Raw genomic sequence first — 25435 nt, forward strand, 5'->3', positions numbered from 1 at the left:
GACCGTTCCACCACGGCTGATCCGGGCCTACGGAGCATCGGGGGATGCACATGAACGTGGCTCCGCACCTGCTGACCGAGGATCGCGCCGAGTACGAGCGGGTCCTCGACGACGCACTGAGCACCGCCCACACACGTCCGGATCTCGCCGGAGTCGGCAGCCGGCTCACGGTCGCCCAGCTGCGCTCCATGACACTGAACGCGACAGCGCTGGTCACCACCGCGGCGGCCGGCGAGTACGACCACTTCGTCAAGGTCCGCGAACAGCAGCGCACGGCCGTCGGGACCCGCGTCCCCGGCGCCGACCCCGGCACCGGCCCGGGAGCGGGAGGCGGCGCGGTCGCCATCGTCACCGTGATGCTGCCCGTCCTCGCGGGCAGCACCGCCGCGATACTCCTGCTGGTCGGGGCGGCCCTGCACGCCCTCGCCCCCACCGTGCCGTTCGGCGAGACCCTGCTGACCGCCGGCCTCGTCTTCGCCATCCTGGCCGCCGCCGGCCTCCTCTGCGCGGGCGTCGGCCTCCTCCTGACCGCCCTGCGCAACAGACCGGCGGCGGACGGCGGCGACGCGGCCGACGACGAACTCGCCCTCGCCAGGGACGCCTGGCGCCACGCCCTCCTGGAGCGCGGTGTCCTCCCCTTCCTCCGCGACGCCCTCGCCGCCACCGACCCACCCGACCCGGCCGGGCCCTGAGACGACGGAACCGGCCCGCGACTCCCCCGGTGGGTCGCGGGCCGGTTCCGTACGGGCCTGAGGCCTCAGTCCGCCAGCGGCAGGTAGACGCGGTTGCCGCTCGCCGCGAACTCCTTCGACTTCTCCGCCATGCCGGCCTCGATCTCCTGCTGGGTGCCGCCGTGCTCACGACGGATGTCCTGGGAGATCTTCATCGAGCAGAACTTCGGACCGCACATCGAGCAGAAGTGCGCGGTCTTCGCGGGCTCCGCCGGCAGGGTCTCGTCGTGGAACTCACGAGCGGTGTCCGGGTCCATCGCCAGGTTGAACTGGTCCTCCCAGCGGAACTCGAACCGCGCGTCCGAGAGCGCGTCGTCCCACTCCTGCGCGCCCGGGTGCCCCTTGGCGAGGTCCGCCGCGTGCGCCGCGATCTTGTACGTGATGACGCCCGTCTTCACGTCGTCGCGGTTGGGCAGGCCCAGGTGCTCCTTGGGCGTGACGTAGCAGAGCATCGCGGTGCCCCACCAGGCGATCATGGCGGCGCCGATGCCCGAGGTGATGTGGTCGTAGGCGGGCGCGACGTCCGTGGTCAGCGGGCCGAGCGTGTAGAAGGGCGCCTCCTCGCAGATCTCCTGCTGGAGGTCGATGTTCTCCTTGATCTTGTGCATCGGGACGTGCCCGGGGCCCTCGATCATCGTCTGGACGTTGTGCCGCTTGGCGATCGTGTTGAGCTCGCCGAGCGTCTTCAGCTCCGCGAACTGCGCCTCGTCGTTGGCGTCCGCGATCGAGCCGGGGCGCAGGCCGTCGCCGAGCGAGTACGTGACGTCGTACGCCGCCAGGATCTCGCAGAGCTCCTCGAAGTTCGTGTAGAGGAAGTTCTCCCTGTGGTGCGCGAGGCACCAGGCGGCCATGATCGAGCCGCCGCGCGAGACGATGCCGGTCTTGCGGCGCGCGGTGAGCGGCACGTAGGGCAGGAGCACGCCGGCGTGGACCGTCATGTAGTCGACGCCCTGCTCGGCCTGCTCGATGACCGTGTCCTTGTAGATCTCCCAGGTCAGCTCCTCGGCCTTGCCGTCGACCTTCTCCAGGGCCTGGTAGAGCGGCACGGTGCCGATCGGCACGGGGGAGTTGCGCAGCACCCACTCGCGGGTGGTGTGGATGTTGCGGCCGGTGGAGAGGTCCATGACCGTGTCGGCGCCCCACTTGGTCGCCCAGGTCATCTTCTCCACCTCCTCCTCGATGGAGGAGGTGACGGCGGAGTTGCCGATGTTGGCGTTGACCTTCACCAGGAACCGCTTGCCGATGATCATCGGCTCGATCTCCGGGTGGTTCACGTTCGCCGGGAGCACCGCGCGGCCCGCGGCGATCTCCTCCCGGACGACCTCGGGGGAGACGTTCTCGCGGATCGCGACGTACTCCATCTCCGGGGTGATCTCGCCCCGGCGGGCGTACGCGAGCTGGGTCACCGCCTGGCCGTCGCGGCCGCGGCGCGGCAGGCGCGGGCGGCCGGGGAAGACGGCGTCGAGGTTCTTCAGCCCGCCGCCGCGCGGCGAGGTGTGCTTGATGCCGTCGTCCTCGGGGCGGACCGGGCGGCCCGCGTACTCCTCGGTGTCGCCGCGCGCGATGATCCAGTTCTCGCGCAGCGGCGGGAGGCCGCGGCGGACGTCGGTGTCGATGGTGGGGTCGGTGTACGGGCCCGACGTGTCGTACAGCGTCACGTCCTTGCCGTTGGTGAGGTGCACCTGACGGACCGGCACCCGGAGGTCGGGGCGAGAGCCCTGGACGTACCCCTTGTGCCAGCCCGGGGTGCGCTCCTGCGCCTCGGACGCGTTCTGGTCGGAGGCAGGCGTGCGTGCATCCTGAATGGTCATGAGACCGATCTCCCTACGCCGGCATTACCCGGTAACAGGTTCGGCGGTCGGCGCAGCCTCCTCCCGTACGTGTGTACGGTGATCAGCGCCCTCTCAGCCCGGTGCTCCGAGCTCCCGCGTGTGCAAAGGTGCCACCACGCTAGCGCCATCCCGGGCGTGCTGAACAGTGGGCCCCCGCCGTTCTTGCGATGATCGGCCGGTGACTTCCCCCCAGCAGACCCCCGAACCGCACGGACACGACCATGGTCCCGGGCACGGCCCCACCGCCTCCCACGGGCACGGACACAGCCACAGCCACGGCCCCGCCGCCCCCGTCTCACGGCATCTGCGCAAGGTCATCGCCGCCGTCCTGATCCCCTTCGCCACCGCCGTCGTGGTCGGTCTCGCGGTCCTGTGGCCCGGCGGCACACCGGCGCACGAGCGGACCGGCGTCGGTTTCGACCGGCAGACCGAGCAGGGCAAGGTCGTCGCCGTCGAACAGGTCGACTGCAAGTCCGTGAACGCCGGGCAGGTCCCGCCGACCGGGGACACCTCCACGCCGGAGGGCCGGGAGGCGGTCAACGCCCAGCAGGGGGAGTGCGAGAAGGCGACGATCGAGGTCACCAGCGGCCCGGAGAAGGGGCGCACCTTCGTCGAGATCGTGCAGCCCGACGCCCCTCGCCAACTGCACGAGGGGCAGGGCGTGGTGGTGGCGTACGCCCCCGACGCCCCGCGCGATCTCCAGTACTCGGTGACGGACGTGAACCGGAAGCTGCCCCTGGCGGTACTGGCCGGCATCTTCGCCCTCGCGGTCGTGCTGGTCGGCCGGATGCGGGGGCTGATGGCGCTGATCTCGCTGGCGGTGAGCTTCCTCGTGCTGACGTTCTTCATCCTGCCGGCGATCCTGCAGGGCTCGAACCCGCTGGTCGTGGCGGTGGTCGGGTCGAGCGCGATCATGCTGATCGCCCTCTACATGTGCCACGGCCTGTCGGCCCGCACCTCGGTCGCGGTCCTCGGCACGCTGATCTCACTACTGCTGATCGGACTGCTCGGGTCGCTCTTCATCGGCTGGGCCGCGCTGAGCGGCAACACCGACGACAACACCGGTCTGATCCACGGGCTGTACCCGGAGATCGACATGTCCGGCCTGCTGCTCGCCGGCGTCATCATCGGTTCGCTGGGTGTGCTCGACGACGTGACGGTGACCCAGACCTCGGCGGTCTGGGAGCTGCACCAGGCCGATCCGGGCATGGGGCCGCGCGCGCTGTACCGAGCCGGGATCCGGATCGGCCGCGACCACATCGCCTCGGTCGTGAACACACTGGTGCTCGCCTACGCGGGTGCCGCGCTCCCGCTGCTGCTGCTCTTCTCGATCGCGCAGAGCAGCATGGGTACGGTGGCCAACAGCGAGCTGGTCGCCGAGGAGATCGTCCGGACGCTGGTCGGGTCGATCGGACTGGTCGCCTCGGTGCCGGTCACCACCGCGCTGGCGGCGCTGGTGGTCTCCGCCGACCGCACGGACGCCGGTGACCGTAAGGCCACCGCGGTACGGGGCGGGCGACGACGTCGCGCCAAGTGAGCTCTAGGGCCTGTTCGACCCTGATCGGCAAGACACCCCCCTAGGCGGGGCCGGCGTTCTCCTCGGCCAGGATGCGGCCGAGGGCGGCCTCCAGGTTGTCCTCGAAGTCACCGAGCGTCCGTTCCTGACCGAGCGGGACGAGCTTGTCCGTACGGTCGAGGAAGGCGACCAGCGGCGGCGCGCTGGCCCGGAACAGGGCGCGGTCGCCGCCCACCTGGAGACGGATGGAGACGTCCGAGAGCCCCTCGGGCTCGGTCGGCGCGATGTGCACGTCGCCGTCCCCGCTCGGGCGGTTGATCCCGTCCAGCAGCAGCTCCCGGCCGAACGCCCAGGTCACGGGCGCGTCTCCGGGAAGGTGGAAGGTCATGCGCACCGCGTAAGGATCCCGAGCCTCGTATCGCAGCTCGACCGGGATCTTGAAGGAGAGCTCCTCGGAGACGAGGAAGCTCATCAGGACCTCGGCCTGAACCGACTCTCGCATCATGTACCCCGCAGTAGATGAAGCAGTTGTGTAAACACAGCTGCTGAAAGCTGTGACCGAAACGGCCAGGAATGATCCCCCATGGCCCTCTTGACGCAATCGTGCTGTAAGCGCTAGCAGATCACAAGGAGTGATTTTTCAGATACTGATAGAGAACGCGAGGGAGCTGAAGAGCCTTCCGATCTCCGTGCGTAGTCGCTCGACTGCCGGGAGCAACCGTTCTTGCTGGTGGAGGGGGAGGGAAATGGCCATGGCCCCGGCCGCGGAGCCCGCCGTAATGGGGATCGCGGCGCAGACCGTGCCGAGCGCATATTCCTGACGCTCTACCAGGGGTTCCATTCGCCCCAAACCACCCAAACGTTCCAAAAGGACGCGCCGGTTACGCACCGTGTACGGAGTGATGGCTTCCACCGGGTGGCGGTCAAGGTGGTCTTGACGAGATTTCAGATCGAGTTGACTCAGCAGACATTGGCCGATCGCGTGGGCATGTCCGGTCTCCCGGAAGTCGGCCCACTCCTCCACTGCGGGGGCGGAGGGGGTGTCGGCCACGGCGACGAGCTCGATCTCGCCCTCGCGGTAGAGGGCGAAGTAGACGGGCACACCGATCTCGTCCCGCCAGCGGGCAAGGGAGTCTTCGATCTTGATGCGACGATTCTGCACATCTCCGCCGCCGGCCAGTCGGACGGCGGCGTCGCCCAGGACGAACACACCCTTCTCACGGCGCAGATAGCCCTCGTGCGTCAGGGTGCGGAGCAGGTGGTACGTGGTGGGAAGCGGGAGGCCCGTCTCACGGGCGAGCTGTTTGGCCGGAGCGCCGTCGGCGTGGGAGGCGACGGCCTCCAGAAGTCTCAGCGCTCGCTGCACCGAACCGATCAGGGTAGGCGCAGCCGTCTGCGTAACCGTGGCCAAAGGTCACCCCCAGGCGTGACGACGGATGCACTGCATCCGCCCGCGGGGGCCGCCCCCGCGCGCCCGCCGGGCCAGGGGAACCGCTGGTCAGTACGGAGGTCTAGGCCCGTAGTCCCCAACACGGCGGAGAGATTCCACTGTAGTGGCAGCCCCTGGGCCCATGCCCTGATTCGACCAGCGCGTTCCCCCGCGCGGGCTAATACCCTCCGTCGGCTTCATACCGATGAGTAGCTTGTGCTACCAGTCCTCACGCGAGCCGCTGGAAGAACTGAACTTCCGTACGACGTAGATCAGTCCGGCGACCAGGGCGACGAACAGCAGCACCTTGAAGAGCAGTCCGACCACGAAGGCCAGGACGCTCGTGATCAGCCCGCCGAAGACGAGCAGGGCCAGCGCGGGTATCGCGACCCACTTCACCCACCAGGGCATCCCCGCGAAGATCTCCTGTACGGCCATCGTCCCTACCTCGCTCTCGAAGAACCGCTCCGCGCGCTCCGCGCCGAACATCCTCAAGGCTAGGTGCCGGGAAAGCGCCACGGGGGCCCCGCGGCCCCCGCTCTCCCCTGATCCGACCCCTAGGGGCTCCGGCCCCGGAACCCTCAGCTCCCGGGCTCCCGGGCTTCCGGGCTTCCGGGCTTCCGGGCTTCCGGGCTTCCGGGCTTCCCGGGGTGCTCTGTCCGCTGGACGCCCGGTGCCGCCAGGCCCGGGCTCCGGGGTCAGCCCTCCGGCGGGGAGAAGACCACCATCACCCGCAGGTCCTCGCTGATGTGGTGGAACTTGTGCTCCACCCCGGCCGGCACATAGACCACGCTGCCGCGCGCCACCTGGGTCGTCTCCGCCCCGACCGTGATCGACGCCCGGCCGCTCACCACGAAGTACACCTCGTCCTGGCCGTGCGGCTGCTGCGGATCGAGCGCCCCGGCATCCAGCGCGTACAGACCCACCGACATGTTCCGCTCACGCAGGAACTGGAGGTACGCACCGTCGTTCGCGGCGCGCTCCGCTTCCAGTTCGTCCAGTCGGAATGCCTTCATCGTCCGTCCTGCCCCTGCCCTCGGCCCGATCATCTCTGCCACGATCAGACACATGAAGAATTTCGTAGTCAAGACGCTCGCGAACGCGGGCGCCCTGGCAGTCGCCATCTGGCTGCTCCAGGACATCACCCTGACCGGTGACAGCACCGCCAAGAAGGCCTGGACCCTCATTCTCGTCGCCCTCGTCTTCGGGCTCGTGAACTTCGTGGTCAAGCCGATCGTGAAGCTGCTGACACTTCCCCTCTTCATCCTGACCCTCGGCCTGATCACCCTGGTGGTCAACGCCCTGATGCTGCTCCTCACGTCGTGGCTGGCCGACCAGTTCGACCTCAGCTTCCACGTGGAGGGCTTCTGGACGGCCGTCCTCGGCGGCCTGATCATCTCCGTCGTCTCGTGGGCGCTGAACGTCGTGCTCCCCGACGGTGACTGAGTGGGGACCGTGACCTACCGCGTCTGCTTCGTCTGCACCGGCAACATCTGCCGCTCGCCGATGGCCGAGCACGTCTTCCGCCGCCACGTGGAGGACGCCGGCCTCGGCGAGACCGTGGAGATCGACAGCGCGGGCACCGGAGGCTGGCACGAGGGCGACGACGCCGACCCGCGCACCGTCGCCGTCCTCCAGGACAACGGCTACACCTCGGCGCACACCGCCCGGCAGTTCCGGGCCTCCTGGTTCTCGGACCTCGACCTGGTGATCGCGCTCGACGAAGGCCACCTGCGAGAGCTCCGCGCCCTGGCCCGCACGACCGACGAAGCCGACCGGATACGGCTGCTGCGCTCCTACGACCCGGCCGCCGGCGCGGGCCTGGACGTCCCCGACCCCTACTACGGGGGCCGCCAGGGCTTCGAGGAATGCCTGGAGATGGTGGAGGCGGCGAGCGAAGGCCTGCTCGACGCCATCCGCGCGGAACTGGAGGACCGGACACCATGACCGACCACGCCCACGGCGACGGCACCCGCGCCGTACGGGCCGGGCTGCCCGAACCGGTGAAGTACGAACCGACCCTGCCGGGACCGGTCTTCGCCGCCCACTTCCACCTGCCGGGCGAGCCGACCGGCGGATACGCGTACGGCCGTGACGAGAACCCCACCTGGACCCATCTGGAGCGGGCGATCGGCGAGCTGGAGGCACCGGGGGAGGAGGGCGTCGAGACGCTGGTCTTCGCCTCCGGGATGGCCGCGATCTCGGCCGTCCTCTTCTCCCAGCTGAAGGCCGGCGACGCGGTGGTTCTGCCGTCCGACGGCTACCAGGCCCTGCCGCTGCTGCACGAGCAGCTGCGCGCCTACGGCGTCGAGGTCCGCACCGCGCCGACCGGCGGCGACGGCCAGCTCGCCGTACTCGAAGGGGCGCGGCTGCTGTGGATCGAGAGCCCGTCCAACCCCGGGCTCGACGTCTGCGACATCCGCCGCATGGTGGCCGAGGCGCGTGCCGCGGGGGCGCTCGTGGCCGTCGACAACACCCTCGCCACCCCGCTCGGGCAGCGCCCCCTCGAACTGGGCGCGGACTTCTCCGTCGCCAGTGACACCAAGGGCATGACCGGCCACGGCGACATCCTGCTCGGTCACGTCAGCTGCCGCGATCCCGGGCGGGCCGCGGAGGTACGGCGCTGGCGCAAGATCGTCGGTGCGATCCCGGGCCCCATGGAGGCCTGGCTCGCCCACCGTTCGCTCGCCACGCTCCAGCTGCGGATCGACCGGCAGTGCTCCACCGCCCTGCCCCTCGCGCGGGCACTCGCCGAGCGTGCGGACGTGACCGGACTGCGCTACCCGGGACTGCCCGGCGACCCCTCGCACGCGGTGGCCGCCCGGCAGATGCGGCGCTTCGGTCCGGTGGTCTCGTTCGAACTGGCGGACCGGAAGCGGGCGGAACGGTTCCTGGAGGAGCTGCGGCTCGTGGACGACGCCACCAGCTTCGGCGGCCTGCGCTCCACGGCGGAGCGGCGCGGACGCTGGGGCGGGGACGCGGTGGCGGAGGGCTTCATCCGGTTCTCGGTGGGAGCCGAGGATCCGGAGGACCTGATCGCCGACGTCCTGCGGGCCCTCGACGAGGCCGGCGCCGCCGGCTGAGAGCAGGGCGCGGACCGACGGAACGAGGCGCTCCGAGCCTCCCCCCTCGTGGCTCGGAACGCCTCGGTTCCACGCGCGGAGACCGCCTGAACAAGGCTAGTTGACTGTGCGTCAGTGTCCAATCACGGTAGCGACAGAGACCTATCGACTTATTTATAGTTGGACGTTCCTGAGGCGCAGTCAGCCGACCGCCTGAGTCGAACGGCCGCATGGCCGGGAGGGGGCGGACATGGATCTGGCCCTGCTGCGCACCTTCGTCGCGGTGCACCGGGCCGGCTCCTTCACCCGCGCCGCCGCCCTCCTCGGCCTCTCGCAGCCGGCCGTCACCAGTCAGATCCGGACACTCGAACGGCAACTGGGCCGGCCGCTCTTCCTGAGACAGGCACGGGGCGTCACCCCCACCACCGTCGGCGACGAGCTGGCCCACCGCGCCGCGCCCCACCTGGACGCCCTGGTCGAGATCGCCGAGACCGGGCTCGGCGAGCAGGGCGGCACCCGCACCCTCCACATCGCCGGGCCACCGGAGTTCACCTCGCTCCGCGTGCTGCCCGCCCTCACCCCGCTGGTCTCCCAGGGCCTCGCCGTGCGCACCTCGTTCCCCGGCAACACCGGGGAGGTCCTGGACGGGCTCGCCGCGGGCCACCACGATCTGGCCGTCACCACCGCCCGCCCCCGCGGCGGGCTCTTCGTCTCCACCCCGCTCTGCGACGAGGAACACGTCCTGGTCGCGGCGGAACGCTGGGCAGCCCGGCTCTCCCCCGACCTGCTGCTCGGCAAGGGCTCGCTGGTGCTCGAACAACTTCCGGTGGTGGAGGTCCACGAATCGCTGCCGTTCGTCTCCCGCTACTGGGCCACGGTCCTCGACACCAAACCGGCCGCCGCCGCGACCGTGATCGCCCCCGATCTGCGGGCGGTCAGGGACTCCGCCGTCTCCGGTGCCGGTCTGGCCGTCCTGCCGCGCTATCTGTGCGAGGAGGACCTGGCGCACGGGCGGCTCGTGGCACTGCTCGATCCGCCGGTCCCCCCGCTGCGGACCTACTTCCTGGTCGCGCGCACGGGCACGCTCGCACTGTCCCCCCTCGCCCGGGCCCACGAGGAACTGTTGCGGGCCGCGGCGGCGTGGTGAGTTTCAGGACACGCTGAACGGGCCATTTTCTTCCCATGAACGAACGGCCCGTGATCAAGCGCACCGCACGCGCCATCCTGCTCGACGGGGACGACCTCATCCTCATCAAGCGCACCAAGCCGGGGATGGATCCCTACTGGCTCACGCCCGGCGGTGGCGTGGAACCCTCCGACTCCACCGTCGTCGAGGCCCTGCACCGCGAGGTGCACGAGGAGCTCGGCGCCAAGATCACCGACGTGGTGCCCTGCTTCGTCGACACCGTCGAGCACATCGTCGACGGCGGGGTCTCCGGGGTGAAGGTCCAGCACTTCTTCGTCTGCCGCCTCGGCTCCATGGACACCGCCCTGCGGCACGGCCCCGAGATGGACGAGCCCGTCGGCGAGTACGAGATCGTCCGGGTGCCCTTCAGCCGGGTCGGCATCGCCGCCGTGCACCTCGTCCCGCTCTCCCTGCGCCACTACCTCGACGGGAACATCGAGGGCGTCCGCGCGATGCACGCCCCCGACCTGGGCTAGTCCGCGCGGGGGGGCTCAGCCGGTGGCCGCCGGGGCCAGCTCGGCCAGGAAGTCGTGGCGGATGCGTTCCGACGGGACGCCCGCCCCGCGCAGCACGTCCACGCCCTGTCTGACCATGCCGAGCGGTCCCGAGAGATAGGCGTCGCGTTCGTTCCAGGGGCCGTAGCGGCGGACGGCCTCCGGGAGCCGCCCCTGTTCCTCGGTGACCGGGTGGACGGAGAGCCAGGGGAAGGTCTTCTGGAGCCTCAGCATCGTGTCGATGTCGTAGAGGTCGTGGTCGTGGCGCGCCCCGTAGAAGACGTCGACCGGGCGCCGGTCGCCGTGCTCGGCCACGTCCTCGACGAGGGCCTTGATCGGCGCTATCCCGGTGCCGCCGCCGAGGCAGAGCAGACCGGTGTCGGTGGCGTGGTCGACCGTCATCGAGCCGGCGGGCGGGCCGAGACGCAGCACGTCCCCGGGCCGGGCCCGGTGGACCAGCGCGTTGGACACCCAGCCGGCCGGAACCGCCTTCACATGGAGGGACAGCAGTCCGTCGGGCCGGGGCGCCGAGGCGAAGGAGTAGTGCCGCCAGATCCGGGGCCACCACGGCGTCTCCAGCGTCGTGTACTGCCCCGCGAGGAACGGGTACGGCTGGTCGGGTCTGAGCGTCACGACGGCGACGTCCGGGGTGCGCAGATCGTGCGAGACCACCTCGGCGTGCCACCAGGCCGGTGCGGTCTGCTCGTTCTCCGCCGCCGCGTCGATCATGATCTGGGAGATCGTCGTGTACGTGCGGACCCAGGCCGCTTCCGTCTCCTCGTCCCAGCTCTCCGTCGCGTACCGGGTGAGCGCGCCGATGAGCGCCTCGCCGACGGCCGGGTAGTGCGCCGCGCGGGTGCCGTACTTACGGTGGCCCCGGCCGAGGTTCTGGAGGTACGCGGTGAGGATCGGTACGTCGTCCATGTGCTCGGCCGCGGTCAGGAGCGCCTTCAGGAGCCGGTCCCGCTGGGTGTCCATGGCTACCGGGAACATGTCCCGCACCTCGGGGTTCCGGACGAAGAGCAGGGCGTAGAAGTACGAGGTCACCTTGTCGGCGATCGGCGCGATCTCCGCCAGGGTGCGGCGGACCAGGACCGCGTCCCCGGAGCCTCCCGCCGGTATTCGCGGTTCCTTGCCTGCCGCCTCCGGTTCCTCCCCGGGTTCGTACGCCTCCCCGGGCTCCGTTCGGTCCGCGTGCTCTGCGGCCGTCGTGGTGGTCGGAGCATCCATCATGTGCCTCGCCCTCGCGCTGACCGGCTTCCGTGTCCGCAGCATGGCGCTTCGGTGCGGCGGCGCGGACGGAAAGCGGAGTTCTCGGGCCATAGAGCCGGGTTTCTGGCTAAGCTGCGCTGTTTCGGACCAGGGCGTAGGCCTCGCGCAGGTCCCCTCCCGTATAGCTGTGACGGGACAGGCCGGCGAGATGGTGGTCGGCGTTCACGGCCACGGTGTCCGGCACGAGCGCGAAGAGCTGCGCGTCGGACATCGAATCCCCGTACGCGACACAGTCGGCCGGCTCCATCCCGTACCCCGCGCAGAGCTCCCGTGCGATCCGCACCTTCGCCGCGGCGTCGAGGATGCCGGGCCGGTGAATGGGCTCGCGGAAGGGCACGGACGGCCAGGCCGATCCGTGCACCGTGTCGACCCCCCACCCCAGCAGCCGCTCGACGAAGAAGTCGGGCGACAGCGAGATGACCGCGCAGCGTTCACCCCGGGCCCTGATGTCCGCCCAGACCTCCCGGATCCCGGCCAGCCACGGAGCCCCCTCGAACGCCGACGTGACCTGCTCCGGTGTGAGCTCGGACCAGAGGGCCCGCGCCCGCACGGCGAACTCGTCCGGCGTGAGGCCCTGGAGGAAACCCCGCTCCAGAGCGTCGATCTCCTCGACGAGACCCAATTGGCGGGAGATCTCCACCGCGGCCGCCGACCCCCGGATCAGGGTGCCGTCGAGATCGAAGAGATGCAGGCGCGGTGCGGAGGGTTTCACGTGAAACATCGTCCGACGTGCCACGGGACGGAGGCAATGCCCCCTCCCGAGATCGGCCGGATCCGGTAAAGCAGTGGACGGAGGATCGACGCTTCGGACAGCCTGAAAGGCATGCCGATCGCCCCCACCCCCCTCGCACAGCTCCCCATCCGGCGCCTCACCGCGGACGACCTCCTCTCCTGCGCCGACCTCTCCGAGAACCGGGGATGGCCACGCGAGGAGCACAAGTGGGGATTCCTGCTCACCGCGGGCACCGGCTACGGCATCGACGACCCCTCCGGCACCGGACTCGTCGCCGGCTGCGTGGTCACCTCGTACGGCCCCGGTCTCGCGGCGATCGGCATGGTGCTGGTCGCCGAGCGGTACGCGCGCCAAGGCGTGGGCCGCCGGCTCATGCGGCACGTCCTGGCCGAGGCCGGCGACACCCCGCTCACCCTCCACGCCACGGCGAACGGACAGCCGCTGTACGAGGAGCTCGGCTTCGTGGAGACGGGCCGGGCGGAGATGGTCCGCGGGCGCTTCACGTTCAACACGCCCGCTCCCGACGTTCCGGTCCGTCCCGCGACGGCGGAGGACCTCCAGGCGATCCTGCGCCTGGACCGCGAGGTCTTCGGCCTGGACCGCACGGCCGTCATCACCCGGCTCCCCGCCTTCGCCGACCACCTCCGGGTCGCGGAGGAGGACGGTGAGATCACGGGCTTCGCGGCGGCCTGGCCCAACATGGACACCCATGTCGTCGGACCCCTGATCGCCCGCGATCCGGGCACGGCCCAGGCCCTGATCGCCTCGCTGGCCGCGGCCACCGACCGTCCGCTGCGCACCGACATCGACGTACGGCACACGGCCCTCCTGCGCTGGGTGAAGGAGAACGGCATCGACTCGATCGCCACGAACGCGGTGATGGTCCGGTCCCTGCCCGACCTCCCCGGCGACTGGCGTCGCCGCTTCGCACCGCTGACGGTCGCGGCCGGGTAGCCGCACAGCGCCGGCAGATTTACTTGCACGCGCGCATTATTGCGGCGCATCGACTACCCTGGTCAGGAGCCGCTCCGCCACCGAGGAGAGACCGAGGAGATCATGACCGCCACGGACCCCGCACTCACCGCACTCTCCCAGCGCTGGTGCGCCCTCTCCCTGTTGCACGGGCGGATCGAGTCCCACCTCGAGCGCGCGCTGGAGTCCGGGCACGGTCTGAGCGTGCGGGAGTACTCGCTCCTCGACGTCCTCAGCCGCCAGCACAGCGGCCCCGGCGGCCACCTCCAGATGAAGCAGGTGGCCGACGCCGTGGTGCTCAGCCAGAGCGCCACCACCCGGCTCGTCACCCGCCTCGAGGACCGCGGACTGCTGACCCGGTACCTCTGCGCCACCGACCGCCGCGGGATCTACACGGATGTCACCGAGGCCGGCCTGAAGCTCCTCGAAGAGGCCCGCCCCACCAACGACAGCGCGCTGCGCGAGGCGCTCGACGAGGCCGCCAAGAACCCGGAGCTCGCCCCGCTGGTCCAGGTCCTGGAGGGCGAGGGCGTCCCCGCCTGAACGGACGGCGGAGCCGAGGGGCCGCGCGTACGCTGCGGGACATGAGCGATCTTGCAATACGCCCCGCCACCGCGGAGGACCTCCCGGCCATCGTCGCGATGCTCGCCGACGACCCCCTGGGCGCGCAGCGGGAATCCCCCGACGACCTCGCCCCCTACCTCACGGCCTTCGAGCGCCTCGCGAACGACCCCCACCAGCATGTCGTCGTGGCCGTCCGGGGCGAGAAGGTCGTCGGGACCCTCCAGCTCACGGTGATCCCGGGGCTCTCCCGCCGGGGCACCACCCGCTCGGTGATCGAGGGCGTCCGCATCCACGCCGACGAGCGCGGCAGCGGCCTCGGGACGCAGCTCATCGAGTGGGCCGTCGAAGAATCCGGCCGTCAGGACTGCCGGCTGGTACAGCTGACCTCCGACGTCACCCGCACCGACGCCCACCGCTTCTACGAGCGGCTCGGCTTCGAGGCCTCCCACGTGGGCTTCAAGAAGAGCCTCTGAGGCAGACCGCACGTGGCGCACGGCGCCTGCCCGGAACGCGCCCGCAGGTGGCCTCACGCGACCGCCTTCCCGGGGCGCGCCGCAGGTGGCCCGGCCGGCTATTTCACGTGAAACAGCCGGCCGGAGGGCTCAGAGGCCGCGCCAGCCCGCCTCGTCGACACCGCCGGGCACCGCGTCCTCCGGTGCGTACGGCTCCCGCGTGAAGACGAACGAGCCGAGGTCGAGATGGCTCACGCTGCCGTCCTCGCGCCGTACCACCCGGAGCGTCTCCCCCTCGTAGTAGCCGTTCAGCCCGACCCAGCCGCCCTCGGGCAGCGCGCGGAAGCGGGCCCGCCGGCCGATGCCCCGCAGGGGTTCGAGCACCACGCTCCGCTCGGGACCGAGCCGCAGCCCATAGGAGTACGTCCCCCAGTACCAGGGCCCGGTGAGCGACAGGAGCTCCTGGTCGACCTCGGCCTCCGGCAGCGGGCGCCACGGCTGCGGGAACCTCGGCTCGGCCTCCGCCACGATCCGTACGAGATCGGCGGCCACGGCGGCGATCGGCACCCCCGAGGTGGCATTGGCGAGGGCGATACCGGCCAGGCCGTCCTCGACGCTCACCCAGAGACACGCGACGAAGCCGGGGAGCGAGCCGGTGTGGCCGATCAGGGTCCGGCCGTCCTTGTTCAGGAGCTGGAGTCCGAGCCCGTAGCTCCCCTCCCAGTCACCCTCGCCGACGGCCGCCGCGGGCGCGCGCATCTCCGCCACGGTGGCCGCACCGAGCACCCGCTCGTCGCCCGCCGCGAGGAACGCGGCGAACCGGCCCAGGTCCGCGGCGGTCGACCAGAGCTGACCGGCCGGAGCCATGAGCCCCAGGTCCTCGGACGGTTCGGGCAGCATCACGTCGGCCCAGGGGTGCACCGCCCAGCCACCCGCGTGCGGGGCGACGGGATCGAGCGTCGTCCGGTCCATCCCCAGCGGCTCCAGGATCTCGCGCCGCAGCGCCTCCTCCCAGGTCACTCCGCGCACCGCCTCGACGAGCGAACCGAGCAGCGTGTAACCGGGGTTGGAGTAGTGATGACGGCGCCCCGGGGCCCGGAGGAACGGCTTCTCCCCCAGCACGTCGGCGAGCTCCGGCCGCAGCTCCGCGGACGACCGCTCCCACCACGCTCCGGGCGTCTCGGCGGCGAGGCCGCTGCTGTGGCCGAGGAGTTGAGCGATCGTCACCTCGCCGGCGGCCGTCCCCTTGAGGTGCCGTTCCAGCGGATCATCGAGCCCGATGAGCCCCTCGTCCCGCAGCCGCAGCACCAGGACGGCCGTGAACACCTTGGTGATCGAGCCGATCCTGAACTGCGTGTCGGCGTCCGGCGCGTGCCCGTCCACGCAGCTGCGCGCCCCGCTCCAGACCACCGCGCCTTCGCGGACCACCGCCCCCACGAGGGCCGGCGCCCGCCCTTCCGCCTGGGCCACCGCCACACGGTGCAGCAGAGCGCGTTCGGTACCGGGCAGCAAAGCTTCGAAAGATGTCGTCACGGAACGATCCAACGCCCTGTCACATACGAAGCTTCCCGGGGCGCGGTGCTCCGATCAGGTCTGTGCCATGTCGACGAAGCGGGAGTAGTGGCCCTGGAAGGCCACCGTGATCGTGGCCGTCGGACCGTTACGGTGCTTGCCCACGATGATGTCAGCCTCGCCGGCGCGCGGAGACTCCTTCTCGTAGGCGTCCTCGCGGTGCAACAGGATGACCATGTCGGCGTCCTGCTCGATCGAGCCCGACTCTCGGAGGTCGGAGACCATCGGCTTCTTGTCGGTGCGCTGCTCGGGGCCACGGTTCAGCTGGGAGAGCGCGATGACCGGGAGCTCCAGCTCCTTGGCGAGGAGCTTGAGGTTTCGCGACATGTCGGAGACCTCTTGCTGGCGGCTCTCCTGCCGCTTGGAGCCACCGGACTGCATGAGCTGCAGGTAGTCGATGATGACGAGCTTGAGGCCGTTGCGCTGCTTGAGCCGGCGGCACTTGGCGCGGATCTCCATCATCGACAGGTTCGGCGAGTCGTCGATGTAGAGCGGGGCCTGGGAGACGTCGGGCATGCGGCGGGCGAGTCGCGTCCAGTCCTCGTCGGTCATCGTGCCGGAGCGCATGTGGTGGAGCGCGACGCGCGCCTCGGCCGAGAGCAGACGCATCGCGATCTCGTTGCGGCCCATTTCGAGGGAGAAGATGACGCTGGGCAGGTTGTGCTTGATGGACGCCGCCCGGGCGAAGTCCAGGGCGAGGGTCGACTTACCCATGGCGGGACGGGCCGCGATGATGATCATCTGGCCGGGGTGCAGACCGTTGGTGAGCGAGTCGAGGTCGGTGAAGCCGGTGGGCACACCGGTCATCTCGCCGCTGCGGGAGCCGATCGCCTCGATCTCGTCGAGCGCCCCCTCCATGATGTCGCCGAGCGGCAGGTAGTCCTCGGTGGTGCGCTGCTCGGTGACCGCGTAGATCTCGGCCTGCGCGGAGTTCACGATCTCGTCGACGTCGCCGTCGGCCGCGTAGCCCATCTGCGTGATCTTGGTGCCGGCCTCCACGAGGCGTCGCAGGACGGCGCGCTCGTGGACGATCTCCGCGTAGTACGAGGCGTTGGCCGCGGTCGGTACCGACTGGACCAGGGTGTGGAGGTAGGAGGCGCCGCCGACGCGGGTGATCTCGCCGCGCTTGGTGAGCTCGGCGCCGACCGTGATCGGGTCGGCGGGCTCGCCCTTGGCGTAGAGGTCGAGGATCGCCGCGTAGACGGTCTCGTGGGCGGGCTTGTAGAAGTCGTTGCCCTTGATGATCTCCACGACGTCCGCGATGGCGTCCTTGGAGAGCAGCATGCCGCCGAGCACGGACTGCTCGGCGTCGAGGTCCTGCGGGGGGACGCGCTCGAAGCCGTTGAGGCCGCCGTCCCAGGGTCCGTCGCTGCCGCGCTCGTGCTGGTCGTCCCGGCCGCGCCCGCGGCCACGTCCTTCGCCGCGTCCTTCACCGCGGGTACGGGTGGGCAGCCGGTCACTCGGTCCGCTGTCGGCCCAAGGGTCGTCCATGGGCTCGGTCATGCTCACCAAGCACCTCCTCCCGTCCGCTCCGCGGACCTCGCCCTGCCACTCTTTCTTACGCCACGGGCTTGATCAACGAGTGGCTTTGCGACCGCTTCTGGCGCGTCGGGCGCCGAACCACGGTAGGCCCGCGGGGAGCGTCAGCCAATCTGGTTATCCACAGGCCCTGTGGGTGAAGGCCCAGATGCTGTGGAGAACTCCCCGGATCCTGTGCACGGATCGGGGGACAGCCATGTGGACAAACTCATAGCCCCCTCCGGCTCACCCATCTGACCTGCAGTTTCTCCATCCACGGGCTGTGGGGGAGAAAAAGTTCTCGCCCTGGATCAAGATCAGAACAAACGGCCCACACCCGAAGCCCCACAGGCTCGCGAAGTAAGGACCCCAGATGCGTTGCGTCGCTTACCTGTGGAAGATTAGATTGAGCTCATGACCCAGGCCCCCGTGACCTCCAAGGCCGTCCGTCGACAGCACGACCGCGAGATCGTCTCCCTCGCCCTGCCGGCGTTCGGCGCACTGGTCGCCGAACCGCTCTTCCTCATGGTCGACAGCGCCATCGTCGGCCACCTCGGCACACCCCAGCTCGCGGGCCTGGCGATCGCCGCCGCCCTGCTCTCCACCGCCGTCAGCGTCTTCGTCTTCCTCGCCTACGCCACCACCGCCGCCGTTTCTCGGCGCGTCGGCGCGGGCGACCTCCCGGCCGCCATCCGGCAGGGCATGGACGGCATCTGGCTCGCGCTGCTGCTCGGCGCCGCCGTCGTCGCCCTGACCCTCCCCAGCGCGCCCTGGCTCGTCGACGTCTTCGGGGCCTCCGACACCGCCGCGCCCTACGCGATCACCTACCTCAGGATCTCCAGCCTCGGGATCCCCGCGATGCTGGTCGTCCTGGCGGCCACCGGCGTCCTGCGCGGCCTCCAGGACACCCGTACACCGCTCTACGTGGCCATCGGAGGCTTCGCGACCAACGCCGCGCTCAACCTCGGGCTGGTCTACGGAGCCGGTCTGGGCATCGCGGGCTCCGCCTGGGGCACGGTCATCGCCCAGTACGGCATGGCCGCCGTCTACCTCGTCGTGGTCGTGCGGGGCGCGCGCCGCCACGGAGCCTCCCTCCGCCCCGACGCGGCCGGCATCCGCGCCTCCGCGCAGGCCGGCGCCCCCCTGCTCGTCCGCACGCTCTCGCTCCGCGCCGTGCTGATGATCGCGACGGCCGTCGCCGCCCGGCTGGGCGATGCCGAGGTCGCCGCCCACCAGATCATCCTGTCCCTGTGGAGCCTCATGGCCTTCGCCCTCGACGCGATCGCCATCGCCGGCCAGGCCATCATCGGCCGCTATCTCGGCGCGGACGACGCCCAGGGCGCCCGCCAGGTCTGCCGCCGCATGGTCCAGTGGGGCGTGGTCTCCGGCGTGGTCCTCGGCGCACTGGTCATCATCGCGCGGCCCCTGTTCGTCCCGCTCTTCACCAGCGACACCACGGTCCAGGACACCCTGTTGCCTGCCTTGCTGGTGGTCGCGCTCTCCCAGCCGATCTCAGGAGTCGTCTTCGTCCTCGACGGCGTGCTGATGGGTGCGGGAGACGGCCCCTACCTGGCCTGGGCCATGCTGCTGACCCTGGCCGTCTTCGCCCCGGTCGCCCTGCTGATCCCGGCACTCGGCGGAGGCCTGACCGCCCTCTGGTGGGCGATGACGCTGATGATGACGGTGCGGATGCTGACGCTCTGGCTGCGCACCCGCTCCGGCCGCTGGATCGTCACGGGCGCCACGCGCTGAACGTTTCACGTGAAACAGCGGAAGGGCCGTACCCCGAGGGGTGCGGCCCTTCCTCACTGCTCAGCGCAATGCGCCGGCGGCAGCGTTACGCGGCGACGATCTCGACGCCGAGCTTCGCGGCAACGTCGGCGTGCAGTCGCACGGACACCTGGTGCGAGCCCAGGGTCTTGATCGGCGAACCGAGCTCGACGCGACGCTTGTCGACGTCGGGGCCACCCGCGGACTTGATCGCCGAGGCGATGTCGGCCGGGGTCACGGAGCCGAAGAGACGGCCGGCGTCGCCGGAGCGAACGGCCAGGCGCACCTTCGTGCCCTCGAGCTGGGCCTTGATCTCGTTGGCCTGCTCGATGGTCGCGATCTCGTGGATCTTGCGGGCGCGGCGGATCTGCGCCACGTCCTTCTCGCCACCCTTGGTCCAGCGGATCGCGAAACCACGCGGGACCAGGTAGTTGCGAGCGTAGCCGTCCTTGACGTCGACGACGTCGCCAGCGGCACCGAGGCCGGAGACCTCGTGGGTGAGGATGATCTTCATTTTTCGGTCACCCTTCCCTTATCGCGCGGTGGACGTGTAGGGCAGCAGCGCCATCTCACGGCTGTTCTTCACGGCCGTGGCGACGTCACGCTGGTGCTGCGTGCAGTTGCCGGTAACGCGGCGGGCACGGATCTTGCCGCGGTCGGAAATGAACTTCCGCAGCATGTTCGTGTCCTTGTAGTCCACGTAAGCGGTCTTGTCCTTGCAGAACGCGCAGACCTTCTTCTTAGGCTTGCGCACAGGCGGCTTCGCCATGGTGTTTCTCCTGTGTGATCAAGAAGTGGGGGTACGAGCTGCTTCCAGGCGAGGCCTAGAAGGGGGGCTCGTCCGAGTAGCCGCCGCCGGAGTTTCCACCCCAGCCGCCTCCGCCGCCCTGCTGCTGGCCGCCGGAGGGAGCACCGCCGCCGGTCGCCCACGGGTCGTCGGCGGGAGCACCGCCACCACCCTGCTGGGCTCCGCCGGAGTTGCCACCCCAGCCGCCACCGCCGCCGGCCTGCTGGCCGCCGCCGCCGTATCCACCCTGGCCACCGCGACCGGTGGTCTTGGTGACCTTGGCCGTGGCGTTCTTGAGGCTGGGGCCGACTTCCTCGACGTCCAGCTCGTAGACCGTGCGCTTGACGCCCTCACGGTCCTCGTAGGACCGCTGCTTCAGCCGGCCCTGCACGACGACGCGCATGCCTCGCTGAAGCGACTCGGCGACGTTCTCCGCCGCCTGACGCCAGACCGAGCAGGTCAGGAACAGGCTCTCGCCGTCCTTCCACTCATTGGTCTGACGGTCGAAGGTGCGGGGGGTGGACGCGATACGGAACTTCGCGACCGCCGCACCGGACGGGGTGAAGCGCAGCTCGGGGTCGTCGACAAGATTGCCGACGACCGTGATGACGGTCTCGCCTGCCATGGGGGAACCTCTCGGCGGGTTTGCTTCTGGCTGCTTTGTTGCTACTCGGACCCGATGACCTCTGAGCTAGAAGCTCAGTGGGTCTCGGGACGGAGGACCTTGGTCCGGAGGACCGACTCGTTCAGGTTCATCTGGCGGTCGAGCTCCTTGACGACCGCAGGCTCGGCCTGCAGGTCGATGACCGAGTAGATGCCCTCGGGCTTCTTCTTGATCTCGTACGAGAGACGACGACGGCCCCAGGTGTCGACCTTCTCGACCTTTCCGTTGCCCTCACGGACGACGGAGAGGAAGTTCTCGATCAGGGGGGCGACAGCGCGCTCCTCCAGATCGGGGTCGAGGATGACCATCACCTCGTAGTGACGCATGTGGAACCCACCTCCTTTGGACTCAGCGGCCACGGTCGTTCCGTGGCAGGAGGGTCGTGATGCGTAAGCAACGGTATCCGCCACCACTGACAGTCCCCCTCGTCGAGCGAGAAGGCCGTCGGGGATCCCGGAGGGACCTGGGCAGACACCGGCGCAGCTGTACAGAGTACCCGCACATCGGCCTGCGGTTGAAATTCTCCGGTGAGGGGACGCAATCTGTACACAACGGATGTCGGCGGCGCTACGATGCGCCGCCTTCCGGCAGCACGCCAGGAGGTGCCCCATGGCACAGGCAATGCGACCCGACCCCGGCCACTCCCTCTTCGCGACCGACGGCAAGCCCCACCCGCTCCAGGACACCCTGGTCGGCGTGACACTCGTCCTGGGTGTCCTCGCCTTCGTCACCGCGCAGTTCCACAACCTCCATCTGCTGAGTTCCTGGTCGGGCCTGATCGGCATCCTGACCGGTGCCTACGGACAGTTCATCTCCGTGACCACCCGCGAGCGCTTCGCCCTGATCGTCGGACTCGGCGCGTCGGCGGTGGGCTTCTTCCTCGGCATGGCCCACGGCGGGCTCTTCGGAGGCGTCATCGGCTGAGCCCGGCACCACGTCAGGGCACACACACCCATTCGGGGCGCTCCCCGGTCACAGTAGGCTTCGGCGCGAGAGCCGGAGCCCCTGACCGATGGGGACACACCTGCCGAGGAGCGCCCCGCATGAGCCTGACCCTGAGGACCATCAGCCGTGAGCAGCATCTGGCATTCATCCAGAGCCAGCCCGCGGCGAGCCACTGCCAGGTCCCGGCGTGGGCTGATGTGAAGACCGAGTGGCGCTCGGAGAACCTCGGCTGGTTCGACAAGTCCGGCGAGCTCGTCGGCGCCGGCCTGGTGCTCTACCGCCAGCTCCCGAAGATCAAGCGCTACCTCGCGTACCTGCCCGAGGGCCCGGTCATCAACTGGTACGCGCCCAACCTCGACGACTGGCTGCAGCCGATGCTGGCGCACCTCAAGCAGCAGGGCGCCTTCTCCGTGAAGATGGGCCCGCCGGTCGTCATCCGGCGCTGGGACTCGGCCGCCATCAAGGCCGGCATCCAGGACCCGGACGTCAAGCGCCTGAAGGACGTCGAGGCCACCCACATCGAGCCGCGGGCCTTCGAGGTCGCGGACCGGCTGCGGAAGATGGGCTGGCAGCAGGGCGAGGACGGCGGCGCCGGCTTCGGCGACGTCCAGCCCCGCTACGTCTTCCAGGTCCCGCTCGCCAACCGCTCGCTCGACGACGTCCTCAAGGGCTTCAACCAGCTGTGGCGCCGCAACATCAAGAAGGCCGAGAAGGCCGGCGTCGAGGTCGTCCAGGGCGGCTACGAGGACCTGGCCGAGTGGCAGCGGCTCTACGAGATCACGGCCGTCCGCGACCACTTCCGGCCGCGCCCGCTCTCGTACTTCCAGCGCATGTGGACCGTCCTCAACAGCGAGGACCCCAACCGCATGCGGCTCTACTTCGCCCGCCACAACGGCGTGAACCTCTCCGCGGCGACCATGCTCGTCGTCGGCGGCCACGTCTGGTACTCCTACGGCGCCTCGGACAACATCGGCCGTGAGGTCCGGCCCTCGAACGCGATGCAGTGGCGGATGCTGCGCGACGCGTACGCGATGGGCGCGACCGTCTACGACCTGCGCGGCATCTCGGACTCGCTGGACGAGACCGACCACCTCTTCGGTCTCATCCAGTTCAAGGTGGGCACCGGCGGCGAGGCCGTCGAGTACGTCGGCGAGTGGGACTTCCCGCTGAACAAGCTGCTCCACAAGGCTCTCGACATCTACATGTCGCGCCGCTGACCGTTCCGTAGGCTTTCGTAGTCTCGTACACATCTTTGATACACCGCTGCCACCAGAAAGGTTCCGGGCCGGCCATGGCGCTCTCCCTCTACGTCGACACCGCTCGCTGGCGCGCGCACCAGAAGAGCGTGATCGACCAGTTCCCCGGTCTCATCCCGGTCTGCAAGGGCAACGGATACGGCTTCGGACACGAGCGCCTCGCGGACGAGGCGGCCCGGTTCGGCTCCGACATGCTGGCCGTGGGCACCACGTACGAGGCCGCGAAGATCAAGGACTGGTTCGGCGGCGACCTGCTGGTCCTCACCCCCTTCCGGCGGGGTGAGGAACCGGTTCCGCTGCCCGACCGCGTGATCCGCTCGGTGTCGTCCGTGGACGGCGTCCGGGCCCTGGTGGGCGCCCGGGTCGTGATCGAGTGCATGAGCTCGATGAAGCGGCACGGCGTCCACGAGGAGGAGCTCCAGCAGCTCCACTCGGCCATCGAGGACGTCCGCCTCGAAGGCTTCGCCCTCCACCTGCCCCTGGACCGCCCCGACGGCACGGACGCGGTCGAGGAGGTCATCGCCTGGATGGACCGCCTGCGGGCCGCCCGGCTTCCGCTGCACACCATGTTCGTGAGCCACCTGCGGGCCGACGAGCAGGCCCGGCTCCAGCAGCAGTTCCCGCAGACCCGCTTCCGCGCCCGGATCGGCACCCGGCTCTGGCTGGGCGACCACGAGGCCACCGAGTACCGGGGCGCGGTCCTCGACGTGACCCGGGTGGCCAAGGGCGACCGGTTCGGCTACCGCCAGCAGAAGGCCGCGTCGGACGGCTGGCTCGTCGTCGTCGCCGGCGGCACCTCGCACGGCGTGGGTCTGGAGGCCCCCAAGGCGATGCACGGCGTCATGCCGCGCGCCAAGGGCGTCGCCCGGGCCGGTCTCGCCACCGTCAACCGGAACCTCTCGCCCTTCGTGTGGGCCGGGAAGCAGCGCTGGTTCGCCGAGCCCCCGCACATGCAGGTGTCGATCCTGTTCGTGCCCTCCGACGCCGAGGAGCCCCGCGTCGGCGACGAGCTCGTGGCCCATCTGCGCCACACCACGACGCAGTTCGACCGGCTCGTCGAGCGCTGAGCCGACCGGCCGTCACATGACTCACCCCCCGGGAGCGGTGCTCCCGGGGGGTGAGTCGTATGGCCGTCTACTCGGGGGCGCCCCACGGGTTGTTCGGGTCGTCGGAGGTGCCCCAGCGCACGCGCTGCCCCTCCTCGACGGCCGGGGCCGCGTGCCGGGCCGGATGCGCGGCCCGTCCCGTCACGAAGACGTCCTCAGCCCCGTCCAGGACACCCCCCGAGGGGTCGTCGGCCCCGTCCTGCCGTACGGGGTCCTTCTCGGGCGCCAGGATGTCCCGTACGACCATCGCGCACAGGTACAGGGTGCCGAGCAGGTGCAGGACGATGGCGAACTGGTAGCCGTCCACCGGGAGTCCCTGCTTGTTGCCGCTGCTGGTGAAGGCCAGGTACATCCAGATGCCGAGGAAGTACATGACCTCGCAGGCCTGCCAGACCAGGAAGTCGCGCCAGCGGGGCCGGGCGAGCACCGCGAGCGGCACCAGCCACAGGACGTACTGCGGGGAGTAGACCTTGTTGGTCAGCACGAACGCGGCGACGATCAGGAAGGCCAGCTGGGCGAAGCGGGGCCGGCGGGGGGCCGAGAAGGCCAGGAACGCGAGGCCGACCGCCGCCACCGCCAGCAGCAGCACCGCGTACAGGTTGGCCCGCTCCGGCGGGATCGACGTCCCCGTCCGCTGGCTGACCAGCAGCCAGACCGATCCGAAGTCGACGTTCCGGTCCCGGCTGAACAGGTAGAACTGCTTCCAGCCCTCGGGCGCGAGCAGCATCACGGGCAGGTTCACGGCCAGCCAAGCGCCGCACGCGCCGAGCACCGCGGTCCCGTACTCCCGCCATTTCCCGGCCCGTGCGCAGAGCAGCAGCAGGGGCAGGAGGAGCAGTATCGGGTAGAACTTGGCGGCGGTGGCCAGGCCGAGAAGGATGCCGAAGCCCAGCGGCCGGCCGCGCGACCACATCAGGACGGCGGCGGCGGTCAGCGCGACGGCCAGTATGTCCCAGTTGATCGTGGCGGTGAGCGCGACCGAGGGCGCCAGGGCCACCAGGAGCCCGTCCCACGGACGGCCGCGATGTGTCCGGGCCACACAGACCGCGAGGACGGCCGCGCAGACCATCAGCATGCCGGCGTTGGCCAGCCAGAACGCCCGCTCGTTCTCGGCCGCGTCGCCGCCGCCCGGCGCCAGCCAGGCGGCGACCTCCATGAACAGGCCCGTCAGGACCGGGTACTCCAGGAACGGTATGTCGCCGCCCAGCCGGTCGAAATAGGGCACGAGCCCGTCCGCGAAGCCCCGCCCCGAGAAGAGGTGGGGGATGTCGGAGTAACAGGCGTGGGTGTACTGGGAGGTCGTCCCGCGGAACCAGGCCCAGTTGTAGCAGGGCAGCTTCTGGACCATGCCGAGGGCGAACATGCCGATGGCCACGAGGGCGATCACCCGCACCGGCGTGAGCTGCCCGGTGCCGGACAGCGCCCGGCGCCCGTAGGGGCCGCCGATCAGTTCGCTGCCCGCTGCGGCCACCTTGTCCCGGTGGGTGGGGATGACCGTCCGCGGGCGGCCCGGAGGCCGGTCCTGCGGCGCGCTCGTCTTCTGGAGGCTCGGCATGGGGGACATCCTGCCGTAC

The 25435-nt window shown here is 70.2% G+C and carries 28 protein-coding genes; 14 read left to right on the plus strand and 14 right to left on the minus strand.

The genetic code is table 11. The features are described 5' to 3' along the window. The first annotated feature begins 44 nt into the window (after positions 1-44). On the plus strand, positions 45-692 hold the full coding sequence (locus ACZ7G1_RS18600) for a hypothetical protein (protein WP_470880795.1): 648 nt from the start codon (positions 45-47) through the stop codon (positions 690-692). A gap of 65 nt (positions 693-757) precedes the next feature. On the opposite strand, the gene thiC is transcribed toward ACZ7G1_RS18600, so the two are convergent. After that, complete coding sequence (gene thiC, locus ACZ7G1_RS18605; protein WP_470880793.1) at positions 758-2542, minus strand: phosphomethylpyrimidine synthase ThiC; 1785 nt, start codon at positions 2540-2542, stop codon at positions 758-760. A 199-nt stretch (positions 2543-2741) separates the two neighbouring features. Here thiC and ACZ7G1_RS18610 point away from each other — a divergent pair, with 199 nt between their 5' ends. After that, the gene (locus ACZ7G1_RS18610; RefSeq protein WP_470880791.1) at positions 2742-4100 is read left to right on the plus strand and encodes a YibE/F family protein; all 1359 of its coding nucleotides are present in this window, start codon (positions 2742-2744) and stop codon (positions 4098-4100) included. Between the two features lie 40 nt (positions 4101-4140). Here the strand turns inward: ACZ7G1_RS18610 and ACZ7G1_RS18615 are convergent, their stop codons facing one another. From ACZ7G1_RS18615 to ACZ7G1_RS18630, 4 genes are all read right to left on the minus strand, one after another. Continuing rightward, positions 4141-4581, minus strand: coding sequence for an SsgA family sporulation/cell division regulator (locus ACZ7G1_RS18615; RefSeq protein ID WP_367822402.1), 441 nt, complete (start codon positions 4579-4581; stop codon positions 4141-4143). 138 nt (positions 4582-4719) lie between these two features. Beyond that, a complete protein-coding gene (locus ACZ7G1_RS18620) occupies positions 4720-5457 on the minus strand; it encodes an IclR family transcriptional regulator (protein WP_470880839.1) in 738 nt (245 codons plus the stop codon). A 270-nt stretch (positions 5458-5727) separates the two neighbouring features. Next, positions 5728-5946, minus strand: a complete 219-nt coding sequence (locus tag ACZ7G1_RS18625; RefSeq protein ID WP_470880838.1) for a DUF5326 family protein — start codon at positions 5944-5946, stop codon at positions 5728-5730. Positions 5947-6206: 260 nt separating this feature from the next. Beyond that, positions 6207-6524: a cupin domain-containing protein gene (locus ACZ7G1_RS18630; protein ID WP_470880789.1), complete on the minus strand. Its 318-nt coding sequence runs from the start codon at positions 6522-6524 to the stop codon at positions 6207-6209. Between the two features lie 52 nt (positions 6525-6576). Between ACZ7G1_RS18630 and ACZ7G1_RS18635 the strand changes: the two genes are divergently transcribed. The 5 genes from ACZ7G1_RS18635 to ACZ7G1_RS18655 all read left to right on the plus strand — a co-directional run bounded on the left by ACZ7G1_RS18635 (position 6577) and on the right by ACZ7G1_RS18655 (position 10232). Continuing rightward, positions 6577-6954 (plus strand): phage holin family protein, encoded by a 378-nt coding sequence (locus ACZ7G1_RS18635; RefSeq protein ID WP_470880787.1) that lies wholly within the window; start codon positions 6577-6579, stop codon positions 6952-6954. Between the two features lie 9 nt (positions 6955-6963). After that, positions 6964-7455 (plus strand): low molecular weight protein-tyrosine-phosphatase, encoded by a 492-nt coding sequence (locus ACZ7G1_RS18640; RefSeq protein WP_470880836.1) that lies wholly within the window; start codon positions 6964-6966, stop codon positions 7453-7455. Next, positions 7452-8591 carry a cystathionine gamma-lyase gene (locus ACZ7G1_RS18645; protein ID WP_470880785.1) on the plus strand — a complete coding sequence of 380 codons (1140 nt, stop codon included), beginning with the start codon at positions 7452-7454 and terminating at the stop codon, positions 8589-8591. The genes ACZ7G1_RS18640 and ACZ7G1_RS18645 overlap by 4 nt, the downstream gene beginning before the upstream one ends. 229 nt (positions 8592-8820) lie before the next feature. Next, positions 8821-9717 (plus strand): LysR family transcriptional regulator, encoded by an 897-nt coding sequence (locus tag ACZ7G1_RS18650; protein ID WP_470880783.1) that lies wholly within the window; start codon positions 8821-8823, stop codon positions 9715-9717. Positions 9718-9752: 35 nt separating this feature from the next. Next, positions 9753-10232 (plus strand): NUDIX domain-containing protein, encoded by a 480-nt coding sequence (locus tag ACZ7G1_RS18655; RefSeq protein ID WP_470880781.1) that lies wholly within the window; start codon positions 9753-9755, stop codon positions 10230-10232. 15 nt (positions 10233-10247) lie between these two features. On the opposite strand, the gene ACZ7G1_RS18660 is transcribed toward ACZ7G1_RS18655, so the two are convergent. Both ACZ7G1_RS18660 and ACZ7G1_RS18665 read right to left on the minus strand, forming a co-directional pair. Continuing rightward, positions 10248-11483, minus strand: coding sequence for a globin domain-containing protein (locus tag ACZ7G1_RS18660; protein ID WP_470880780.1), 1236 nt, complete (start codon positions 11481-11483; stop codon positions 10248-10250). A 106-nt stretch (positions 11484-11589) separates the two neighbouring features. After that, the gene (locus tag ACZ7G1_RS18665; RefSeq protein WP_470880834.1) at positions 11590-12243 is read right to left on the minus strand and encodes an HAD family hydrolase; all 654 of its coding nucleotides are present in this window, start codon (positions 12241-12243) and stop codon (positions 11590-11592) included. Between the two features lie 102 nt (positions 12244-12345). On the opposite strand from ACZ7G1_RS18665, the gene ACZ7G1_RS18670 reads away from it, so the two are divergent. The 3 genes from ACZ7G1_RS18670 to ACZ7G1_RS18680 all read left to right on the plus strand — a co-directional run bounded on the left by ACZ7G1_RS18670 (position 12346) and on the right by ACZ7G1_RS18680 (position 14264). Then, entirely contained in the window at positions 12346-13209 is an 864-nt protein-coding gene (locus ACZ7G1_RS18670; protein WP_470880779.1) for a GNAT family N-acetyltransferase, read from the plus strand. Between the two features lie 102 nt (positions 13210-13311). Next, positions 13312-13770, plus strand: coding sequence for a MarR family winged helix-turn-helix transcriptional regulator (locus ACZ7G1_RS18675; protein WP_470880778.1), 459 nt, complete (start codon positions 13312-13314; stop codon positions 13768-13770). A 41-nt stretch (positions 13771-13811) separates the two neighbouring features. Further along, positions 13812-14264 carry a GNAT family N-acetyltransferase gene (locus ACZ7G1_RS18680; protein ID WP_470880776.1) on the plus strand — a complete coding sequence of 151 codons (453 nt, stop codon included), beginning with the start codon at positions 13812-13814 and terminating at the stop codon, positions 14262-14264. A gap of 129 nt (positions 14265-14393) precedes the next feature. Here the strand turns inward: ACZ7G1_RS18680 and ACZ7G1_RS18685 are convergent, their stop codons facing one another. Both ACZ7G1_RS18685 and dnaB read right to left on the minus strand, forming a co-directional pair. Then, positions 14394-15776 (minus strand): serine hydrolase domain-containing protein, encoded by a 1383-nt coding sequence (locus tag ACZ7G1_RS18685; protein WP_470880775.1) that lies wholly within the window; start codon positions 15774-15776, stop codon positions 14394-14396. Positions 15777-15830: 54 nt separating this feature from the next. Next, a complete protein-coding gene (dnaB, locus tag ACZ7G1_RS18690) occupies positions 15831-17324 on the minus strand; it encodes a replicative DNA helicase (protein WP_470880773.1) in 1494 nt (497 codons plus the stop codon). A 423-nt stretch (positions 17325-17747) separates the two neighbouring features. On the opposite strand from dnaB, the gene ACZ7G1_RS18695 reads away from it, so the two are divergent. Continuing rightward, entirely contained in the window at positions 17748-19085 is a 1338-nt protein-coding gene (locus ACZ7G1_RS18695; RefSeq protein WP_470880771.1) for an MATE family efflux transporter, read from the plus strand. 85 nt (positions 19086-19170) lie between these two features. On the opposite strand, the gene rplI is transcribed toward ACZ7G1_RS18695, so the two are convergent. From rplI to rpsF, 4 genes are all read right to left on the minus strand, one after another. Next, complete coding sequence (gene rplI / locus ACZ7G1_RS18700; protein ID WP_056565090.1) at positions 19171-19617, minus strand: 50S ribosomal protein L9; 447 nt, start codon at positions 19615-19617, stop codon at positions 19171-19173. 18 nt (positions 19618-19635) lie between these two features. Further along, positions 19636-19872, minus strand: coding sequence for a 30S ribosomal protein S18 (gene rpsR, locus ACZ7G1_RS18705; RefSeq protein ID WP_005315025.1), 237 nt, complete (start codon positions 19870-19872; stop codon positions 19636-19638). A 55-nt stretch (positions 19873-19927) separates the two neighbouring features. Beyond that, entirely contained in the window at positions 19928-20515 is a 588-nt protein-coding gene (locus ACZ7G1_RS18710; protein ID WP_470880770.1) for a single-stranded DNA-binding protein, read from the minus strand. 74 nt (positions 20516-20589) lie between these two features. Continuing rightward, on the minus strand, positions 20590-20880 hold the full coding sequence (gene rpsF / locus ACZ7G1_RS18715; protein WP_005482942.1) for a 30S ribosomal protein S6: 291 nt from the start codon (positions 20878-20880) through the stop codon (positions 20590-20592). Between the two features lie 283 nt (positions 20881-21163). Here rpsF and ACZ7G1_RS18720 point away from each other — a divergent pair, with 283 nt between their 5' ends. The 3 genes from ACZ7G1_RS18720 (at position 21164) to ACZ7G1_RS18730 (ending at position 23822) form a co-directional block, all read left to right on the plus strand. Then, positions 21164-21478: a hypothetical protein gene (locus tag ACZ7G1_RS18720; RefSeq protein ID WP_470880768.1), complete on the plus strand. Its 315-nt coding sequence runs from the start codon at positions 21164-21166 to the stop codon at positions 21476-21478. A 119-nt stretch (positions 21479-21597) separates the two neighbouring features. Further along, positions 21598-22716, plus strand: coding sequence for a lipid II:glycine glycyltransferase FemX (locus ACZ7G1_RS18725; protein WP_389168595.1), 1119 nt, complete (start codon positions 21598-21600; stop codon positions 22714-22716). A 74-nt stretch (positions 22717-22790) separates the two neighbouring features. Further along, the gene (locus ACZ7G1_RS18730) at positions 22791-23822 is read left to right on the plus strand and encodes an alanine racemase (RefSeq protein WP_470880766.1); all 1032 of its coding nucleotides are present in this window, start codon (positions 22791-22793) and stop codon (positions 23820-23822) included. Between the two features lie 67 nt (positions 23823-23889). On the opposite strand, the gene ACZ7G1_RS18735 is transcribed toward ACZ7G1_RS18730, so the two are convergent. Further along, positions 23890-25416, minus strand: coding sequence for a glycosyltransferase family 87 protein (locus ACZ7G1_RS18735; protein WP_470880764.1), 1527 nt, complete (start codon positions 25414-25416; stop codon positions 23890-23892). Between the last annotated feature and the right edge of the window lie 19 nt (positions 25417-25435).

Source organism: Streptomyces sp. NPDC037273, from assembly GCF_055603625.1.

Excerpts from the sequence above, each read along its gene's own strand:
- ACZ7G1_RS18600 (WP_470880795.1), top strand. The coding sequence starts at position 45 with ATGCACATGAACGTGGCTCCGCACCTGCTGACCGAGGATCGCGCCGAG.
- ACZ7G1_RS18725 (WP_389168595.1), top strand. The coding sequence starts at position 21,598 with ATGAGCCTGACCCTGAGGACCATCAGCCGTGAGCAGCATCTGGCATTC.
- ACZ7G1_RS18710 (WP_470880770.1), bottom strand. The coding sequence starts at position 20,515 with ATGGCAGGCGAGACCGTCATCACGGTCGTCGGCAATCTTGTCGACGAC.
- ACZ7G1_RS18635 (WP_470880787.1), top strand. The coding sequence starts at position 6,577 with ATGAAGAATTTCGTAGTCAAGACGCTCGCGAACGCGGGCGCCCTGGCA.
- ACZ7G1_RS18630 (WP_470880789.1), bottom strand. The coding sequence starts at position 6,524 with ATGAAGGCATTCCGACTGGACGAACTGGAAGCGGAGCGCGCCGCGAAC.
- ACZ7G1_RS18665 (WP_470880834.1), bottom strand. The coding sequence starts at position 12,243 with ATGTTTCACGTGAAACCCTCCGCACCGCGCCTGCATCTCTTCGATCTC.
- rplI (WP_056565090.1), bottom strand. The coding sequence starts at position 19,617 with ATGAAGATCATCCTCACCCACGAGGTCTCCGGCCTCGGTGCCGCTGGC.
- rpsR (WP_005315025.1), bottom strand. The coding sequence starts at position 19,872 with ATGGCGAAGCCGCCTGTGCGCAAGCCTAAGAAGAAGGTCTGCGCGTTC.
- ACZ7G1_RS18695 (WP_470880771.1), top strand. The coding sequence starts at position 17,748 with ATGACCCAGGCCCCCGTGACCTCCAAGGCCGTCCGTCGACAGCACGAC.
- ACZ7G1_RS18730 (WP_470880766.1), top strand. The coding sequence starts at position 22,791 with ATGGCGCTCTCCCTCTACGTCGACACCGCTCGCTGGCGCGCGCACCAG.
- ACZ7G1_RS18625 (WP_470880838.1), bottom strand. The coding sequence starts at position 5,946 with ATGGCCGTACAGGAGATCTTCGCGGGGATGCCCTGGTGGGTGAAGTGG.
- ACZ7G1_RS18645 (WP_470880785.1), top strand. The coding sequence starts at position 7,452 with ATGACCGACCACGCCCACGGCGACGGCACCCGCGCCGTACGGGCCGGG.
- ACZ7G1_RS18670 (WP_470880779.1), top strand. The coding sequence starts at position 12,346 with ATGCCGATCGCCCCCACCCCCCTCGCACAGCTCCCCATCCGGCGCCTC.
- ACZ7G1_RS18650 (WP_470880783.1), top strand. The coding sequence starts at position 8,821 with ATGGATCTGGCCCTGCTGCGCACCTTCGTCGCGGTGCACCGGGCCGGC.
- ACZ7G1_RS18680 (WP_470880776.1), top strand. The coding sequence starts at position 13,812 with ATGAGCGATCTTGCAATACGCCCCGCCACCGCGGAGGACCTCCCGGCC.
- ACZ7G1_RS18655 (WP_470880781.1), top strand. The coding sequence starts at position 9,753 with ATGAACGAACGGCCCGTGATCAAGCGCACCGCACGCGCCATCCTGCTC.
- rpsF (WP_005482942.1), bottom strand. The coding sequence starts at position 20,880 with ATGCGTCACTACGAGGTGATGGTCATCCTCGACCCCGATCTGGAGGAG.
- ACZ7G1_RS18675 (WP_470880778.1), top strand. The coding sequence starts at position 13,312 with ATGACCGCCACGGACCCCGCACTCACCGCACTCTCCCAGCGCTGGTGC.
- ACZ7G1_RS18720 (WP_470880768.1), top strand. The coding sequence starts at position 21,164 with ATGGCACAGGCAATGCGACCCGACCCCGGCCACTCCCTCTTCGCGACC.
- ACZ7G1_RS18660 (WP_470880780.1), bottom strand. The coding sequence starts at position 11,483 with ATGATGGATGCTCCGACCACCACGACGGCCGCAGAGCACGCGGACCGA.
- ACZ7G1_RS18735 (WP_470880764.1), bottom strand. The coding sequence starts at position 25,416 with ATGCCGAGCCTCCAGAAGACGAGCGCGCCGCAGGACCGGCCTCCGGGC.
- thiC (WP_470880793.1), bottom strand. The coding sequence starts at position 2,542 with ATGACCATTCAGGATGCACGCACGCCTGCCTCCGACCAGAACGCGTCC.
- ACZ7G1_RS18615 (WP_367822402.1), bottom strand. The coding sequence starts at position 4,581 with ATGCGAGAGTCGGTTCAGGCCGAGGTCCTGATGAGCTTCCTCGTCTCC.